Source organism: Bradyrhizobium sp. WSM2254 (assembly GCF_000472645.1).
GTDB lineage: Bacteria > Pseudomonadota > Alphaproteobacteria > Rhizobiales > Xanthobacteraceae > Bradyrhizobium > Bradyrhizobium niftali.
In genome coordinates this window covers 402,747-419,169 of record NZ_AXAB01000001.1, presented here as the reverse complement: position 1 = coordinate 419,169, position 16,423 = coordinate 402,747, and the positions used below count along the sequence as shown (strand labels likewise).

Below are 16,423 nucleotides of genomic sequence, written 5' to 3'. Positions count from 1 at the left end.
CCGAAAGTCGTATTGGGGCGGGTTTCACGCCGATGTTACCTTGGAGCCAAGACCTGGGTTGATCCGGCATGACCGGGGCGTCTGGGGCGCGAGGAAACGCATTTTTCGGGGAGCGACTCAACATGTCGACAATGGCTGTGTCTCAATCTGGCGCAGGAGGGATGACGAAGGACGAACGGTTCGTCATTCTCGCCTCCTCGCTGGGTACCGTCTTCGAGTGGTACGATTTTTACCTTTACGGCTCGCTGGCCAGCATCATCGGCGCGCAGTTCTTCTCGGCCTACCCGCCGGCAACCCGCGATATCTTCGCGCTGCTGGCGTTCGCCGCGGGCTTCCTGGTGCGCCCGTTCGGCGCAATCGTGTTCGGCCGCATCGGCGACATCGTCGGCCGGAAGTACACCTTCCTCGTCACCATCCTGATCATGGGTCTGTCGACCTTCATCGTCGGCCTGCTGCCGAATGCGGCGACGATCGGCTTCGCGGCCCCGATCATCCTGATCGCGCTGCGCCTCGCCCAGGGCCTCGCGCTCGGCGGTGAATATGGCGGTGCGGCGACCTATGTCGCGGAGCATGCCCCCAACGGCAAGCGCGGCTACTACACCTCCTTCATCCAGACCACGGCAACGCTCGGCCTGTTCCTGTCGCTGCTGGTGATCCTGTTCACCCGCACCGCGACCGGCGAAGCCGACTTCGCCGCCTGGGGCTGGCGTATCCCGTTCCTGGTGTCGGTGCTGCTGCTCGGCGTCTCGGTCTGGATCCGGCTCCGCCTCAACGAATCGCCGATCTTCCAGAAGATGAAGGACGAGGGCAAGAGCTCGAAGGCGCCGCTGACGGAGGCCTTCGCCAACTGGCAGAACGGCAAGCTCGTGCTGCTCGCGCTGCTCGGCGGCACGATGGGCCAGGGCGTAGTCTGGTACACCGGCCAGTTCTACGCGCTGTTCTTCCTGCAATCGATCCTCAAGGTCGACGGCTATACCGCCAACCTGCTGATCGCCTGGTCGCTGCTGCTCGGCACCGGCTTCTTCATCGTGTTCGGCGTGCTCTCCGACAAGATCGGCCGCAAGCCGATCATCCTCGGCGGCTGCCTGATCGCGGCACTGACCTTCTTCCCGATCTTCAAGATGATCACCTCCAACGCCAACCCGGCGCTGGAAAAGGCCATCGAGCAGGCCAAGGTCGAGGTGGTGGCCGATGCCGAAGGCTGCGGCAATCTGTTCAACCCGGTCGGCACCCGCGTGTTCACCACGCCTTGCGACACCGCGCGCGACTTCCTCGCCAAATCGTCTGTGAAGTATTCGACGACCTATGGCGCAGCCGGTTCCGGCGTCAAGGTCGTCGTCAACGGCAAGGACGTAGCCTACGCCAACGCCAAGGACAGCAACGCGGCGGTGCTCGCTGCGGTGCAGGCGGCCGGCTATCCGAAGGCGGGTGACGCCGGCATCGTGAAGATGTCGAATCCGTTCGACATCTTCCGCCCGCAGGTCGCGGCAATCATTGGCCTCCTGTTCATCCTGGTGATCTTCGTCACCATGGTCTACGGGCCGATCGCGGCGATGCTGGTCGAACTGTTCCCGACCAAGATCCGCTACACCTCGATGTCGCTGCCCTACCACATCGGCAACGGCTGGTTCGGCGGACTGTTGCCCGCGACCGCATTCGCGATCGTGGCCTCGACGGGCGATATCTATGCGGGTCTCTGGTATCCGATCGGGTTCGCGGTGATCACCGCCGTGGTCGGTTTCCTGTTCCTGCCCGAGACCAAGGACGTCGACATCAAGTCGAACTGATCGCAAGCAACGATCAACCAACACCAACCGGCCGCGGTCTCCGCGGCCGGTTTTGTTTTCAGCCCTTACTGATTGCTGCCGATGAATTGCAGCACCACCTCGCGCCGGTGCGGGCGGGCGCGATGCTCGATCAGGTAGATCGCCTGCCAGGTGCCGAGCGCGAGCCTGCCGTTCAGGACCGGGACCTGAAGCGAGGTCTGCGTCAGCATCGTCTTGATATGTCCGGGCATGTCGTCGGGCCCCTCGGTGTCGTGGGTCCACCCGGCATTCTCCGGCGCGAGCCTGGATAGCGCGGTGGTGAGATCAACCAGCACGGAGGGATCGGCGTTCTCCTGGATCGTCAGCGACGCCGACGTGTGACGGATGAACAGCGTCAGCGCGCCATCGCGCGCGCGGGCCTCATTGATGAATTTCGCAGCTTCGCTGGTGAGATCGGTGAAGCCGCGACCCGGCGTCTGCACGGTGAGCAGCGACGATGCGATGCTGGTGGCCTGCACCGAGGATGGCGCCGAGCGCGTGATGGATTTGGCTGATGTCATCAGAGCTTCTCTTGAAGTCGTCCTGGCGAAGGCCAGGACCCATTACCCCAAATGCTTGCGAGTGCGAAAAGAGTGGCAACGTGCACCGCCAAAAACAGAGAAGCCACGGCGTATGGGTCCTGGCTTTCGCCAGGACGACATCCGTCAAATCTTCCCTGACACGTCCTTTTGCACGCGGTTGGCCATGTCGATCAGCCGACGCCAGGCCTTTTCCAGGAACGACATCACACGATCCAGGTCCTGGTCGCTCGGCAACGGGATCTCGATCTTGCGGTCGCCCTCGGCGACCTTCGGATCCGCTTTCTTGAGCGGGTCGGATTTCGGCAGCGCCTCGTCGATCTTGCCCGACACGGTCGGTCCCGCCGCAATCTGTCCCTTCAGCTTCTCGACTTCGGCCTGGAGCCTGCCGATCTCGGCGTCGAGCGCGATCCGTTCGTCGGGCACCGCGTAGCAGGCCCAGCCGGCGCCGTTCTTGCTGCAGGTCGACACCGTACCGGTGCGGGTGTCGAGCCGCAGCACGCCCTCGGGGATCGGTGTCATGCTGTAGCGGCCGTTTTCGCTGTCGGGGGCAGATTGGGCGACAACGAGACCGCCGCTGGTTGCCATCACCGCGGCAAGCGCCGCTGCCGCAAACCATGATGTTGTGGAGGACGTCGCTGGTCTCATCGCACTCTCCGCCACGACGCGCAGGTGGCACATCTCCAATTCTACACCCCGGCGAGGCCATCCGCCGCCAAAAACACTCCCCCTAAATCAACGATCCCGGCGGCCCGTTTGATCCCGGCAGCTCGGCGAAATGGCGGCCGCATCCACCGATCATGAGGAGAGCTGCTGCGGTGCGGCGTCACGCTGTGTGCAGCGCTGCCGAACAGGCCGATATCATCAAATAAATCAGACACATAACGGAAAGCGACGCAATCGTGACTTGGCTTGACTTGATTATGGGCCATCAGTATGGTCCGCGCGGCTTTTGAGGGTGGCGGGCGTAATTTCCATTCAGCCGCGGCGTTTCGGGTCTTCGTTGCATGACACAGGGCACGGGGCACGGCGAGAATGGGGATCGCGATAAATCGTCCGAGGAAGCTGCGCTTTCCGAACGGCTCGGAAATCTTGATCAGCGGTTGTCCGAGTTTCGCGACCGCCACGTCAAGACCGAGCAACCCGCAGGTGACGATGGAGACAGAGCGGCCAGAGCCTCGGCTATGGCGCTTGGTTTTCGGTTATCTTCGGAGTTGGTCGCCGGCGTCGTTGTCGGGGCGGGGATTGGCTGGGGGTTCGACCGCTTGCTGTCGACGTCGCCTTTCGGATTTATCGTGTTCCTGCTGCTGGGCTTCGTCGCCGGCGTGGTGAATGTGGTGAGAACGGCGGGCGCGGGGCAAAACAGGCGCGGTGGTTCTTAAGCGATCCGCACCAGGAGAGGAATGATCGTGCCGGCTTCGCCGGTACGGGCCGGCCCGGCCGGCAGACCGAGACCCGCCGGCATTGCCCGGCAGACCAAGAGATGCCGCGCTGATGAAAATCGACCCGATCCACCAGTTCAACATCGAGCCTCTCTTCACGATCGGCCATATCGGCCATCAGACGATCGCCTTCACCAATTCATCGCTCTACATGCTGATCGCCGTGGCGATCATCTCGCTGCTGATGCTTGCCAGTGGCGCGCAGCTGGTTCCCGGGCGCCTTCAGTCGGTCGCCGAGATCTCCTACGAGTTTGTCGCCTCGACCATCCGCTCGACCGCCGGCTCGGAAGGCATGAAGTTCTTCCCGCTGATCTTCTCGCTGTTCATGTTCATCTGCGTCTCGAACCTGATCGGCATCATTCCCTATACCTTCACGATCTCGAGCCATCTGATCGTGACGGCAGCCCTGGCGCTGCTGGTCTTCTTCACGGTCCTGATCTACGGCGTTGCCAAGAACGGCCTGAAATTCTTCTCGATCTTCGTGCCCCACGGCGTCCCCGGTTACATCCTGCCGCTGGTGATGTTCATCGAGATCCTGTCGTTCTTCCTGCGGCCGGTCTCCCACAGCGTCCGTCTGTTCGCCAACATGCTGGCCGGCCACATCGCGCTGAAGGTGTTCGCGGGCTTCGTCGCCATGCTCGGCTTCTCGCTCGGCGCCCTGGGCTGGGTCGGCGGCGTGCTGCCGCTGGCGCTCACGGTCGCGCTGTACGCCCTCGAGATTCTGGTCGCGTTCCTGCAAGCCTATGTGTTTGCGATCCTGACCTGCATCTACCTCAACGACGCCATTCATCCGGGACACTGAGCGGTCCGGGGAATTTCCACCCACAACCCAATCTTTCTTCCAAGGAGTCTAAAATGGATCCGGCAGCAGCAAAACTTATCGGCGCGGGCATCGCATGCATCGGCATGGGCGGCGCGGGCGTCGGCGTCGGCGTGATCTTCGGCAACTACCTCGCCGCGGCCGTTCGCAATCCGTCGGCCGCTCAGGGCCAGTTCGGCAACCTGATCTTCGGCTTTGCCGTGACCGAAGCGCTCGGCATTTTCTCGCTGCTGATCGCGCTGCTGCTGCTGTTCGTTCCGCTCTGAGGACGACGTTCTTCGCGCCGCTTCGACCGAAGCGGCGCGCATGACAGCAACAGGAGAACTCCATGGCTGAGAGTCATGGCGGGGCGAAGGGTCCAGCGGCGGGCGCCCACACCGGGGCCGAAGGCGGTCACGGTGGTGGCTTTCCGCCGTTCGAGAGCAGCACTTATGCTTCGCAGCTGGTGTCGCTCGCGATCTTCTTCGTCGTGCTTTACGTGATCGTGTCCAAGCTCGCTCTGCCGAAGGTCGGCGGGGCGATCGAAGCGCGTCAGAACAAGATCGAGGGTGACCTCGCCGAGGCGCAGAAGCTGAGGGACCAGTCCGACGCGGCGCTGAAGGCCTATGAAAGCGAGCTCGCTGCGGCGCGCACGCGGGCGCAGGCGATCGGCAACGAATCCCGCGAGAAGGCGAATGCGCAGGCGGACGTCGAGCGCAAGGCCCTGGAAGAGCAGTTGGCGGCCAAGCTTGCCGGGGCGGAGAAGACCATCGCCGCGACCCGCACGGCGGCCATGAGCAATGTCCGCGGCATCGCGGCCGATGCGGCAGGCCAGATCGTGCAGCAGCTCACCGGCGTCGTTCCCGATGCCGCGTCAGTGAATGCCGCGGTCGATGCGTCCCTGAAAGGTTAGTCGAGATGTTCTTCGATCCTGAAACCTGGGTCGCCATCGCCTTCGTGATCCTGATGGTCGTGTTCGGCTATCTCGGGGTCTTCAAGTCGGCGATGACCGCGCTCGACCATCGCGCCGCGCGTATCAAGGCCGAGCTCGACGACGCGACGCGCCTCAAGCAGGAGGCGGCCAAGGTGCTCGCCGACTACAAGGCGCGCAGTGCCACCGCCGAGCGCGAGGCTGCCGACATCATCGCCAACGCCAAGGTCGAAGCCGAGCGCATCGCGACCGAGGCCAAGGCGAAGATGGAAGACTTCGTCGCCCGCAGAACCAAGACCGCGGAGAGCAAGATCGCGCTCGCCGAGGCCCAGGCGCTGGCCGATGTCCGCGCCGCAGCCGCGGAAGCCGCCGTCCAGGCCGCCTCCACGATCCTGTCGCAGTCGGTCAAGGGCCAGGTCGCCGACGACCTGCTCGCCAAGAGCATCAGCGAGGTTCGGCAGAAGCTGAACTGAGGGATTTGCTCTCATCAATCAAAAAGCCGGCGCGATGAGCGCCGGCTTTTTTGTTTGGCGCTGTGGCCGCAAATTGGATGTCATCACCCGCGAAGGCGGGTGATCCAGTATTCCAGAGACAGCAATGAGGTACGGAGAAGCAGCGGCGTACTGGATGCCCCGCCGGAGCCTGTCATCGGGCTCGCCGAAGGCGAGACCCGTTGGCGGGGCATGACAGCTGAGTTGGCGGCCACCTACTTCTTCTTCAGCCTTGCCTTCGGCTCGGGCGAGAGCGCCTGCGGGTCGAAGCCGACATAGAAGATGTAGGAATCGGCGGCCGCCGCCGACGGCACCGGATAGGACAGATCCTCGGCGACGAAGGTGAAGGGCACGCTGCCGCCTTCCGACATCCCGACCGTGGTCCGGTAGGCCTTCGAGGCGATCACCTTCTCGCCGACGCCGCCCTGCACCACGGCGAAGCGCAAGGGCACATCGACCGAGGCAGGCGCACCGGCGGGACCGGCGATGACGCGGCCCTGAATGCCGATCCGGGCCGTGATGTCGCCGCCGTTGCGGACGCATTCACGCGCCATCTTGGTGATGGTGGCCTGGAAGCGGACCTCATTGCCGACGGCCGGCTTGCCGGTCGCACCGACCGCATAGGTGGAGGCTCCGGCGCGCACCGTGACCTGCGGGCAATCGATATCGTCGTCGGCCGCAGGCTGGCCCGGCGCAGGCGCCGGCTTGGGCTGGGCCGGATCCTCTTCGGACTTCCCGCCGAACAGGCTCTTGAAGCGGTCGCTGAACGACTGGGCCCCCACCGGCGAGACGGACGCGAACGCAACTGACAACGCCAGCGCGACCGCTGTCCCCCGCCGCAACGCATTCCGCGATGACCGAAGCTCGTGCACCATCAACGCCCATACTCCATGACAACAACCCGGCCGATCGCCAGCCGTCCGCGCCGCCTTATATCGCCAAAATCGGCGAACCCAAGGCAAGCAAATAAGGCAGCAAAAAAGGCGGGACGCCAGAGACTTTGGCCGCACGAACCGACTGGCTCAGCCGCGGAAATCCTCGTGCAGCAGGCCGAACAGCAAATGGTCCTGCCAGACCCCGTTGATGCAGAGATAGCGGCGCGCCAACCCCTCCCGGGAGAAGCCGCACTTCTCCAGCACCCGGATCGAGGGTGCATTGGTGGGAATGCAGGCGGCCTCGACCCGGTGCAGGTTGAGCTCGCCGAACAGCGTCGGCAGCAGCACCCGCAGCGCAGCCGTCATGTAGCCGCGATGGGCATGGGGCTGGCCGACCCAATAGCCGATGGTGCCGGCCTGGACGATGCCGCGCCGGACATTGGCGAGCGTGATGCCGCCGACCATGGCACCGTCGAGCTCCCGGAAGATCAGAAAGGGGTAGGAGCGGTCCGCGGCGATATCCTCGGAATAGCGACGCAGGCGGCGGCGAAAGCCGGAGCGCGTCAGGTCGTCCGACGGCCAGATCGGCTCCCAGGGCGTGAGGTAGTCGCGGCTGGACTCGCGCAAGTGAGCCCACTGCAGGAAGTCCGACATCTGCGGTGCGCGCAGCAAAAGCCCGTTGCCGCGCGGCGCGAGGGCGGCAGGTCCACTGGATGGCAGGCGAAAGAGGGCCATGGTGATGCTTCCCGGGGCGGGTCAGCCCGTGCGCGGCTCCTAATGCAGCCGCGCCTTGGCGCGTGCCCGGGTCAATCCTTCCGCAAAAGACACCGCCGTGTCCAGACCCCTGCCACTGCCTAATGCGACAACCGCAGGGCGGCTGCGCGAAAGCAGTGCACGCGCCGCATCGCGGGTCGATTCGACGCTGACGGCGTCGATCCGGGCCACCAGCTCCTGCACCGTCTGCGGCCGGCCATAGGCCAGCACGTGGCGGGCGAGCTGCTCGGCACGGGACGAGCAGCTCTCCAGCGCCATCAGGAGCCCCGCCTTCATCTGCGCCTTGGCCCGCGCAATCTCGGCCTCGGTCAGGGTCTCCACCGAATCATTCATGATGTCGACCACGACCTCCATCATCTCCGGCGCGTCGGCCGGATCGGTGCCGGTGTAGAGGCCGAAGAAGCCGGTATCGGTATAGGGTGCGTGGAAACTGTAGATCGAGTAGCAGAGGCCACGCTTCTCGCGCACCTCCTGGAACAGCCGCGACGACATTCCGCCGCCGAGGATGTTGGTGAAGACCTGGAGCGAGAACAGCGACAGGTCGTTCTGCGGCACGCCTTCCAGCGCCAGCGTCAGATGCGCCTGCTCGAGCTCGCGATGCACGACCTTGGCGCCGCCCTTGCCGAACTGGGCGGCCTGCGGCTTCGGACCCGGCGTGCCCTCAAAGCTCGCAAAGCGCTTCTCGGCCTCGGCGACCACTTGGCTGTGATCGACCGCGCCGGCGGCGGCCACCACCATGTCGGGCCCGCGATAATGGGTCGACAGATAGCCGCGCAGCATGTCGCGGTTGAAGGCGCGCAGCGTCTTGGCGGTGCCGAGCAGCGAGCGGCCCATCGGCTGGTCGGGATAGCAGAGCTCGTTGAGATGCTCGAACACGACGTCGTCGGGCGTGTCCTGCGCGGCACCGATCTCCTGCACGATGACGTTCTTCTCGCGCTCCAGCTCGTCGGGCTCGAAGGCGGGATTGGCCAGGATGTCGGCGAGCACGTCGAGCGCCAGCGGCACGTCGGCCTTCAGCACCCGCGCATAATAGGACGTGGTCTCGGTCGAGGTGCCGGCATTGAGGTCGCCGCCGACCGCCTCGATCTCCTCGACGATCTCGCGCGAGGAGCGCTTCGTCGTGCCCTTGAACGCCATATGCTCCAGCAGATGCGAGATGCCGTGCTCGTTGGGCTTCTCGTCGCGTCCACCGACGCCGGCCCAGACCCCGAGCGCCGCAGTCTCGAGATGGGGCATCTTGTCGGTGACGACGGTAAGGCCGGACGCAAGCTTGGAAATCTCGACGCTCATCCGGCAACTCCCTGTTTTGCGGCGCGGCTGACCGACAGCACGAACCGCTCGACCTCGCCCTGATCGTTCTTCATCACCTTCATGTGTTCGGATTTGGTCATGAGGCCGTCGAGCCAGGCCGGCAATTGCGGCCGCTGGCCGCAGGCCGCCTCGACCGCGTCGGGGAATTTGGCCGGATGCGCGGTGGAGAGCACGATGCTGGGCACCGTGGTGTCGGTGGTATCGCGGTCGGCGACCGCGAGCGCGACCGCAGTATGGGGATCGACCAGCTCGCCCGCCTCGCGCCAGGCGGCGCGGATCGCGGCCGCGGTTTCGGTCTCGTCGGCGCGCCCTGCGTCGAACTCCTCGCGGATCGACGCAAGCGTCGCGTCGGGCAGCACGAAGCGCCCGGACTGCTTCAGCGACTCCATGAGACGGCGCACACCGGCCGCATCGCGCCGGCCGGCTTCGAACAGCAGCCGCTCGAAGTTCGAGGAGATCTGGATGTCCATCGACGGCGACGCCGTGGCGTGCACCTCGCGCACCTCGTAGATGCCGGTCTTCAGCGTGCGGGCGAGGATGTCGTTGACGTTGGCGGCGATGCGCAGGGTGCGCACCGGCAGGCCCATGCGCTTGGCGACGTAGCCGGCAAAGATGTCGCCGAAATTGCCGGTCGGCACGACGAAGTCCACCGCGCGCGCCGGCGCGCCGGCGGCGACGGCGGAGGTGAAGTAATAGACCACCTGCGCGACGATGCGCGCCCAGTTGATGGAATTGACGCCGGACAGCGAGGTCGCATCGCGGAAGCGATGGTTGTTGAACATTCCCTTCACGAGGGCCTGACAGTCGTCGAACGTGCCTTCGATGGCGAGCGCATGCACGTTGGCCGCGCCCGTCGTCGTCATCATCCGCCGCTGCACCTCGGAGATGCGGCCGTGCGGGAACAGCACGATGAGGTCGACGTTCTCGAGCCCCGCGAAGGCTTCGACCGCAGCGCCGCCGGTGTCGCCGGAGGTCGCGACCACGATGGTGGTGCGCTGGCCGCGCTTGGCGAGCACATGGTCCATCAGCCGCGAGATCAGCTGCATCGCCACGTCCTTGAAGGCGAGCGTCGGACCGTGAAACAGCTCCAGCACGAACTGGTGCGGCGACATCTGGCGCAGCGGCACCACCGCCGGATGGCGGAAGGTGGCGTAGGCCTCGTTGGCCATGCGACCGAGCTCGGCGTCCGTGATCTCGCCGCCGGCGAAGGGACGGATCACGTCGACCGCGACCTCCCAATAGGGACGGCCGAAGAAGCCGGCGATCGTGTCAGCCGAGAGCTGCGGCCAGATGGCCGGCACATACAGGCCGCCGTCGCGGGCAAGCCCGGTCAGCATCACGTCGCAGAAGCCGAGTTCGGGGGCCTCGCCCCGGGTCGAGATATAACGAGTCAAACTGCCCTCCAAAGGCCGGTCGAGCTTGGGCTCGATCCGTAAGCCTTTGATTTCACGATGTTCCTGGTTAACAGCCAGAGGCTTTGGGCCACCATAAAGTGTTTTGCGGCATCGGGAAACCGCTTCCCGCCCGCACCCTTTCCAACGAAAAGGGCTGCGGCGATGCCGCAGCCCTCTCTTGGAAGGTCTGTCGTTGATATGTGCAGACCGATTTGGCTCGTCCGCTGAAACTGGTCGCGCAACCTTTCGTTGCCTGTCACCGCATCGTCAAGGGCGAAAACGACGAACCCGGGAAGATGTTCCTATTTTTCCCGATGCGGATGAAACGCTGCATCCCGTCTTTGAGCTGGCGACAAGATCGGCTTTGCCGTTTTTTCCTGATCTCCTGATCGCGACAGGAACGAAGGCGGGCGCAGTCCATTATGTCGGCGGATGGCGTCCGCCGTCGGCCACGCATTGCCCGGCCGGCGGAGTCGCCGATCCGTTGACCGAACCGCTGCATCCTGGAGCAGCCGGTTCGGTCGCTGGCGGGACGTCAGTTCATGCCGATTTCAACCGCAATCCGGATCAGGTCGGAATGGTTCTTGGCCCCCAGCTTCTGCTTGAGCAGGGAAGTGGTGTTGGCGACCGTCTTGTAGGAGATCCCAAGCGCCTCGGCGACCTCGACGATCTTGTCGCCGCGCCCGAGCAGGCGGAGAATCTCGAGCTCCCGCGGCGTCATCTGCGAGGCCGGATTGGCCTTGATCGCGGCGCCGGAAAACGTCACGGCTTCCGCGAGCTGCGGTGAGATGAAATTGTCGCCCGCGACCACCTTGCGCACCGCTTTCAGCAGGATCCTGGGATCGTCGCCCTTGGAAACATAGCCCTGCGCCCCCAGCTCGACCGCCCGCACCACAAAGGCCGGATCGTCGTTCATGCTGAACATGATGATCTTGGCGTCGGGATCGTCCTTGCGGATCCGCCGCATCAACTCGAAGCCGGAGACATCGGGCAGGCTGATGTCGATCACGGTGACGTCGGGCCGCTTGCTGATATAGGCGCGATGGCCGGATTTGGCGTCCGTCGCCTCTTCGATGCGGATCGAATGGTCGGATGCGAAAAGGGTGCGGCACCCCGACAGCACCACGGGATGGTCGTCGACGATCAGAACCCTGGTCGCCGGCTTGGCGGTATCTTGCATCGCGCGCTCTCTGGTTTTTCGACTCATAGACCGGCGGGAACAAATGGAAAGAGAGAAATCCGCCAGGACACGTTAGAATTGACCTAATGTGGCAACATCTGTCGTTCAGGACCCAACTGTTTCTTCCGCTCGGCGTGAGCTTCCTCGCCGCTCTGGTCATGGGCGGCGTGCTGCTCCAGAGCTTTGCGACCGGCCAGCTGGCCGACGAGAACGAATCCGGGCGACATTCGACCCGAGCGGTCGCCGCGGCGCTCAACAACACCCTGCGCGCCTCGGACAATCCGCGGCGGACGCTCGACGCCTTTGCCCATTCTTTGGACACCTCCTCCGATATCCAATTCCGCGCGGTGCAAGCGGGTCCCGCATCCGCCCCGACGGACGGCCTGCGCAAGCCGCATAGCGTGCCGCAATGGTTCGTCGATCTGCTCGCCGTCCCGGACATGGACGCGACATCTCCGGTGACGATCGACGGCAAGCATGTCGGCGATCTCGTCTTCGTGCCGGACCTGTCGGCCGATCTGTTCGAGAAGTGGATCGGCTTCCTCGCGCTGACCAGCCTGGTCGTCGTGCTGATGGCGACCACCGGCACCATCGCCTATGTCTTCGCGGGGTCGGCCATGCGCCCGTTGCAATATCTCGGCCAAGGGCTCACGCGGATGCGGCGCGGCGACTACACCGTGCCAATCCCGGTCGGCGGACCGCCGGAAATCCGGCAAAGCTGCGAGGAGGCCAATGCGCTGGCTGCAACGCTCGCGCAATTGAGCCAGGACAATCGCGACCTGTTGCACCGCCTGGTCTCGCTCCAGGACGACGAGCGGCGCGATCTTGCCCGCGAACTGCATGACGAGCTCGGCCCGCTGCTGTTCAGCATCCGCGCCGGCACGATCGCACTGATCGAGGCTTCGCCGCCGGTGGGACATCTCGGCAATGCGGTGCAGGAAGTGCTGCAATCGGTCGAGGCGCTCCAGCAGACCAACCGCCGCATCCTCGACCGGCTGCGGCCGCTCTACATCGAGGAATTGGGGCTGGAGGCCAGCGTGCAGACGCTGCTCCGGAACTTTCGCAAGCAGGCCCCGCATATCGGCCTGACCGCCACGGTCGATCCTGATCTCAACGGAATCGACGGGCCGCTGGCGCAGACCGTCTATCGCGTTATCCAGGAGGCGCTGACCAACGTGCTGCGCCATGCCGCAGCACGCAACGCCCATGTGCAGGCGATCCTCGCCGGTGAGACGCTCGCCATCGAGATCTCCGACGACGGCGGCGGATTTCCCGAAGGCAACGTCTTCGGCCGGGGCCTGACCGGCATGCACGAGCGCGTGCGCGCGCTCAGCGGATCGCTGTCATTGCTGCGCGCGGATGAAAGAACCTATGTGCGCTGCCGTCTGCCCGTGGAGACGACGCGGGACGAGCCGACGCAAAGCTAGAGCGTTTTCGAGCGACGTGGATACCGGTTGGCATCAAGAAGACGCGTCAAACGGGAATCCAGAGCCCCCCGTTCCGATTCAGCCGGACCGGAAATGGCTCTAGCAGGCGCAGCCGTGATGCGCGTTCTGTCGCGCCGGCGCGCACAGCGTGCTGTAGATCTTGCCTTCCGCACTGAAGCGAAACGAGGCGCGAATGCGCAGCGTGCCTGCGACGGAATATTCGAGATCGACGCCATCAGGCACGGGATGGATCTCCTCGAGACCGAAGCCGGCCGACGAGAATGCGCTGAGCCGCGGCCCCCAGTAGGTTTCGAGCTCGCCTCGGCCGCGATAATGCTGCGTGCCATTGCACATGCATTCGACCTGGGCGTCGTCGGCATAGAGGTCGAGCAGCGTCGCGAGGTCGCCCTTCCGGCAGGCATCCACCCAATCGACGACAATTCCCATCTGATCGAAATCGCTCACGCCGCAATCCTGTCTGCCGCGAAAATTTGCATGCGGCTTAGGACCACACTCGTGAATGTGCGCTGAATGGTAAACCCCGGGTGATACCGGGTTCCTTCCGGAAACCTACGGGAAAATTCAGCCCGGCCGACGTCCCCTCACCCAGACGCCGAATGCGATCAGCACCGCGCCTGCGAGCGCGAACCAGGTGATGGCGTATTGCAGGTGATCGTCCTTCAGATGCACGTCGAGCGGACCCGGACGCGGGATGCCATTCGCGGGCGCTGGCTGTTCCAGGTCGATGTAGAACGGTGCAACCGCGCCCCAGCCGAGCGCGCTCGCGATCGCCACATGATCGCGCACGAACCAGAGCCGCTTGTCTCGGTTTTCTGACGGCGTCAGCCAGCCCGACGGTTCGGGAAAGCGCAGATAGCCGGTGAGCGCGACCGGCTGCCCGGTCACGAGCTTCTTCACCGCGCGATCCTCGACACCGCGATCCTGCATCGTGTTCTCGACGAAGCCGGCATCGATCACGACCATCTCGCCGCTCGAAAGCCGCGCCGGCAGGAAGGCCCAGGTGCCGGGACCGGAGGCGTCCTTGCGCACCGCCGAGCCGGACGAATAGACCATCGCATCGGGCGAGGCGGCGTAGGTCGCGGTGAAGCTGACACGGCGGAATTCGTCGCGCGCGGGATTCAGCGCAGCCCATTGCGCGGGCGGCGGCAGCGCGATGGGTGCCGCCGCCAGACGCTCGGTGAGTGCTGCGATCAGCTCGTGCTTGGCGGTCCGGCGCTGCAATTGCCAGACGCCGAGGGCGACGAAGGCGGCCGTCAGGAGCAGCGTGAACAGCGCAAAGCCGGCCACGCGAGGCTTGCGCGCAGTCTCGTTCATTTCGCGCGGTCGACCAGCCGGCCCGGAGCTGCCTTGTGGTGGAATTGCAGTGCGATCAGCAGCGACTTCATCGCGCGCAGCGGCAGCAGCGTGGTGGCGAGGATCAGCGGCAGCCACAGCACGGCATGCAGCCAGTACGGCGGCTGGTACTTGACCTCGACGATCAGCGCGCACGCAACGACGATCCCTCCGGCCAGCATGATGATGAAGATCGCCGGACCATCGCCGGTGTCGATGAAAGCGTAGTCGAGGCTGCAGCGCTCGCAGCGAGGTGCGAGCGTCAGGAAGCCCGCATAGAGCTTGCCCTTGCCGCAGCGCGGACATTTGCACGCCAGCCCGCGCATCGCGCTTTGCAGGACGGTGGTTTCGGACTCAGGTGGACCGGCGGTGTCGTTCATGATGGCGGACTCTATCACAGTTTCCGCCAAAGCTTCCGGCGGCGCAAAAGCGAAAGGGCGGCCGTGCGGCCGCCCTTTCTGATCGATCCAAGGCTGCTCAGTGCGCGCCGTGGGCCATGGCCTCGGCGCCACGTCCCCAGACGTAGATGGCGAGGAACAGGAACAGCCAGACCACGTCGACGAAGTGCCAGTACCAGGCGGCGAATTCGAAGCCGAGGTGCTGCTTCGGCGTGAAGTGTCCGGCATAGGCACGGGCGAGGCACACGATCAGGAAGATGGTGCCGACCAGCACGTGGAAGCCGTGGAAGCCGGTCGCCATGAAGAAGGTCGCGCCGTAGACGTTGCCGGCAAACGAGAACGCCGCGTGGCCGTACTCATAGGCCTGCACGCAGGTAAACAGCGCGCCAAGCAGGACGGTGAGGATCAGGCCGTATTTCAGACCCTGGCGATCGTTCTCGAGCAGCGCATGGTGCGCCCAGGTCACCGTGGTGCCCGACGTGAGCAGGATCAGCGTGTTCAGGAGCGGCAGGTGCCAGGGATCGAAGGTCTCGATGCCGTGGGGCGGCCAGGTGCCCGGCACGGCGCAGGCGCCGGCCTGGGTGCCGAGGCCGCAGCCGAACACGGCGTCGCGGGTGGCGTGGACAGCGTCGGCCGGAAACAGCGCCGCGTTGAAATAGGCCCAGAACCAGGCGACGAAGAACATCACCTCGGAGGCGATGAACAGGATCATGCCGTAGCGGTGATGGAGCTGCACGACGCGGGTATGGTCGCCCTTGTACTGGGCTTCCTTGATCACGTCGCTCCACCAGCTCGCCATGGTGTAGAGCACGCCGACGGTGCCGACGCCGAACACGATCGGCGCGGCGGAGAACATGTGATGCATCCAGGCGATCGCGCCGACCGCCATGATGAAGGCCGAGAGCGAACCGACGGCCGGCCAGGGAGAGGGATCGACCAGGTGATAGTCGTGATGCTTGGTGTGCGCCGTTGCCATTTGCGGTCTCTCTCCTCAATCCCGTGCCTGTCCGGCACTTATCCCCTTGTTTCCGACCTGCCGAGCCTGAAGCCCGGCGGTCAGAGATTTCCCTTGCGTTTGTCCGCTTCGCCGGATGCGAGCGGCTTCACCACCGGATCCTTCACCGGGTAGAACGTGTAGGACAGCGTGATCGTGTTGAGCCCGTCGTTCTCGTGGTCATCGGCGATCGACGGATCGACGTAGAACACGACCGGCATCTCGCGCTTCTCGCCGGGCGCCATGGTCTGCTCGGTGAAGCAGAAGCAGTTGATCTTCTGGAAGTAGGACCCGACCGTCAGCGGCGCGACGTTGTAGGCGGCCTGGCCCGCGGTGGTGCGCGCGGCCTGGTTGGTCACGGTGTAGAAGACGGTCACGACTTGGCCGATATTGACCTCGATCTCGCTCTGCTCCGGCTCGAACTTCCAGGGCAGGCCGGGCGCGACGTTGGAATCGAAGCGCACCGCGATCTTCCGCGCGATTGGACCCGAGGCCGGCGCGGCGGTCGCGACCTGGGTCGTGCCGTTGAAGCCGGTGGCGCGGCAGAACCAGTTGTAGAACGGCACCGCCGCGTAGGAGGCGCCGACCATCAGCGCCACCACGCCGCCGCAGATCGAGGCGACCAGCACGTCACGACCGAGGCCCCTGGAACGGCCTTTGGTGGCCGCCCGGCTCTGATCCCGCGATATGGTCGGCTCGTGATCCATCTT

At 64.9% G+C, this 16,423-nt stretch carries 20 protein-coding genes; 7 read left to right on the top strand and 13 right to left on the bottom strand.

Going from position 1 to position 16,423, the window contains the following annotated elements:
• The first annotated feature begins 161 nt into the window (after positions 1-161).
• Positions 162-1,787 carry an MFS transporter gene (locus tag A3M7_RS0101940; protein WP_198033681.1) on the top strand — a complete coding sequence of 542 codons (1,626 nt, stop codon included), beginning with the start codon at positions 162-164 and terminating at the stop codon, positions 1,785-1,787.
• Positions 1,788-1,852: 65 nt separating this feature from the next.
• Here the strand turns inward: A3M7_RS0101940 and A3M7_RS0101935 are convergent, their stop codons facing one another.
• The 3 genes from A3M7_RS0101935 to A3M7_RS49420 all read right to left on the bottom strand — a co-directional run bounded on the left by A3M7_RS0101935 (position 1,853) and on the right by A3M7_RS49420 (position 3,276).
• The gene (locus A3M7_RS0101935) at positions 1,853-2,326 is read right to left on the bottom strand and encodes a secondary thiamine-phosphate synthase enzyme YjbQ (RefSeq protein WP_027542404.1); all 474 of its coding nucleotides are present in this window, start codon (positions 2,324-2,326) and stop codon (positions 1,853-1,855) included.
• Positions 2,327-2,470: 144 nt separating this feature from the next.
• Positions 2,471-2,992 carry a hypothetical protein gene (locus A3M7_RS0101930; RefSeq protein WP_027542403.1) on the bottom strand — a complete coding sequence of 174 codons (522 nt, stop codon included), beginning with the start codon at positions 2,990-2,992 and terminating at the stop codon, positions 2,471-2,473.
• A gap of 41 nt (positions 2,993-3,033) precedes the next feature.
• Entirely contained in the window at positions 3,034-3,276 is a 243-nt protein-coding gene (locus A3M7_RS49420) for a hypothetical protein (protein WP_198033680.1), read from the bottom strand.
• 75 nt (positions 3,277-3,351) lie between these two features.
• On the opposite strand from A3M7_RS49420, the gene A3M7_RS48205 reads away from it, so the two are divergent.
• The 5 genes from A3M7_RS48205 to A3M7_RS0101900 all read left to right on the top strand — a co-directional run bounded on the left by A3M7_RS48205 (position 3,352) and on the right by A3M7_RS0101900 (position 5,989).
• Positions 3,352-3,726 (top strand): AtpZ/AtpI family protein, encoded by a 375-nt coding sequence (locus tag A3M7_RS48205; RefSeq protein WP_027542402.1) that lies wholly within the window; start codon positions 3,352-3,354, stop codon positions 3,724-3,726.
• A gap of 112 nt (positions 3,727-3,838) precedes the next feature.
• Positions 3,839-4,588, top strand: a complete 750-nt coding sequence (locus A3M7_RS0101915; protein WP_011084006.1) for a F0F1 ATP synthase subunit A — start codon at positions 3,839-3,841, stop codon at positions 4,586-4,588.
• A 53-nt stretch (positions 4,589-4,641) separates the two neighbouring features.
• Entirely contained in the window at positions 4,642-4,872 is a 231-nt protein-coding gene (locus A3M7_RS0101910) for a F0F1 ATP synthase subunit C (protein WP_007599451.1), read from the top strand.
• Between the two features lie 62 nt (positions 4,873-4,934).
• Positions 4,935-5,498 (top strand): ATP synthase subunit B, encoded by a 564-nt coding sequence (locus A3M7_RS0101905; RefSeq protein ID WP_027542401.1) that lies wholly within the window; start codon positions 4,935-4,937, stop codon positions 5,496-5,498.
• A 5-nt stretch (positions 5,499-5,503) separates the two neighbouring features.
• Entirely contained in the window at positions 5,504-5,989 is a 486-nt protein-coding gene (locus A3M7_RS0101900; RefSeq protein ID WP_027542400.1) for an ATP synthase subunit b 1, read from the top strand.
• Between the two features lie 233 nt (positions 5,990-6,222).
• Here A3M7_RS0101900 and A3M7_RS0101895 read toward each other — a convergent pair whose 3' ends face one another.
• The 5 genes from A3M7_RS0101895 to A3M7_RS0101875 form a co-directional block, all read right to left on the bottom strand.
• Positions 6,223-6,882 carry a hypothetical protein gene (locus A3M7_RS0101895; protein ID WP_027542399.1) on the bottom strand — a complete coding sequence of 220 codons (660 nt, stop codon included), beginning with the start codon at positions 6,880-6,882 and terminating at the stop codon, positions 6,223-6,225.
• A gap of 147 nt (positions 6,883-7,029) precedes the next feature.
• On the bottom strand, positions 7,030-7,617 hold the full coding sequence (locus A3M7_RS0101890; RefSeq protein WP_011084002.1) for a GNAT family N-acetyltransferase: 588 nt from the start codon (positions 7,615-7,617) through the stop codon (positions 7,030-7,032).
• A gap of 39 nt (positions 7,618-7,656) precedes the next feature.
• Entirely contained in the window at positions 7,657-8,946 is a 1,290-nt protein-coding gene (locus tag A3M7_RS0101885; protein WP_027542398.1) for a pitrilysin family protein, read from the bottom strand.
• The gene (gene thrC, locus A3M7_RS0101880; protein WP_027542397.1) at positions 8,943-10,361 is read right to left on the bottom strand and encodes a threonine synthase; all 1,419 of its coding nucleotides are present in this window, start codon (positions 10,359-10,361) and stop codon (positions 8,943-8,945) included. The genes A3M7_RS0101885 and thrC overlap by 4 nt, the downstream gene beginning before the upstream one ends.
• Before the next feature lie 535 nt (positions 10,362-10,896).
• Positions 10,897-11,541, bottom strand: coding sequence for a response regulator transcription factor (locus A3M7_RS0101875; RefSeq protein WP_027542396.1), 645 nt, complete (start codon positions 11,539-11,541; stop codon positions 10,897-10,899).
• An 86-nt stretch (positions 11,542-11,627) separates the two neighbouring features.
• On the opposite strand from A3M7_RS0101875, the gene A3M7_RS0101870 reads away from it, so the two are divergent.
• Positions 11,628-12,968: a histidine kinase gene (locus A3M7_RS0101870; RefSeq protein ID WP_027542395.1), complete on the top strand. Its 1,341-nt coding sequence runs from the start codon at positions 11,628-11,630 to the stop codon at positions 12,966-12,968.
• A 99-nt stretch (positions 12,969-13,067) separates the two neighbouring features.
• Here A3M7_RS0101870 and A3M7_RS0101865 read toward each other — a convergent pair whose 3' ends face one another.
• The 5 genes from A3M7_RS0101865 to A3M7_RS0101845 form a co-directional block, all read right to left on the bottom strand.
• Positions 13,068-13,433 (bottom strand): nuclear transport factor 2 family protein, encoded by a 366-nt coding sequence (locus A3M7_RS0101865; RefSeq protein ID WP_027542394.1) that lies wholly within the window; start codon positions 13,431-13,433, stop codon positions 13,068-13,070.
• Between the two features lie 117 nt (positions 13,434-13,550).
• A complete protein-coding gene (locus A3M7_RS0101860; RefSeq protein ID WP_027542393.1) occupies positions 13,551-14,303 on the bottom strand; it encodes an SURF1 family protein in 753 nt (250 codons plus the stop codon).
• The gene (locus tag A3M7_RS0101855; protein ID WP_027542392.1) at positions 14,300-14,701 is read right to left on the bottom strand and encodes a DUF983 domain-containing protein; all 402 of its coding nucleotides are present in this window, start codon (positions 14,699-14,701) and stop codon (positions 14,300-14,302) included. Before A3M7_RS0101855 ends, A3M7_RS0101860 begins: the two co-directional genes overlap by 4 nt.
• Before the next feature lie 97 nt (positions 14,702-14,798).
• On the bottom strand, positions 14,799-15,695 hold the full coding sequence (locus A3M7_RS0101850) for a cytochrome c oxidase subunit 3 (RefSeq protein WP_027542391.1): 897 nt from the start codon (positions 15,693-15,695) through the stop codon (positions 14,799-14,801).
• An 80-nt stretch (positions 15,696-15,775) separates the two neighbouring features.
• Positions 15,776-16,420, bottom strand: coding sequence for a cytochrome c oxidase assembly protein (locus tag A3M7_RS0101845; protein WP_027542390.1), 645 nt, complete (start codon positions 16,418-16,420; stop codon positions 15,776-15,778).
• Between the last annotated feature and the right edge of the window lie 3 nt (positions 16,421-16,423).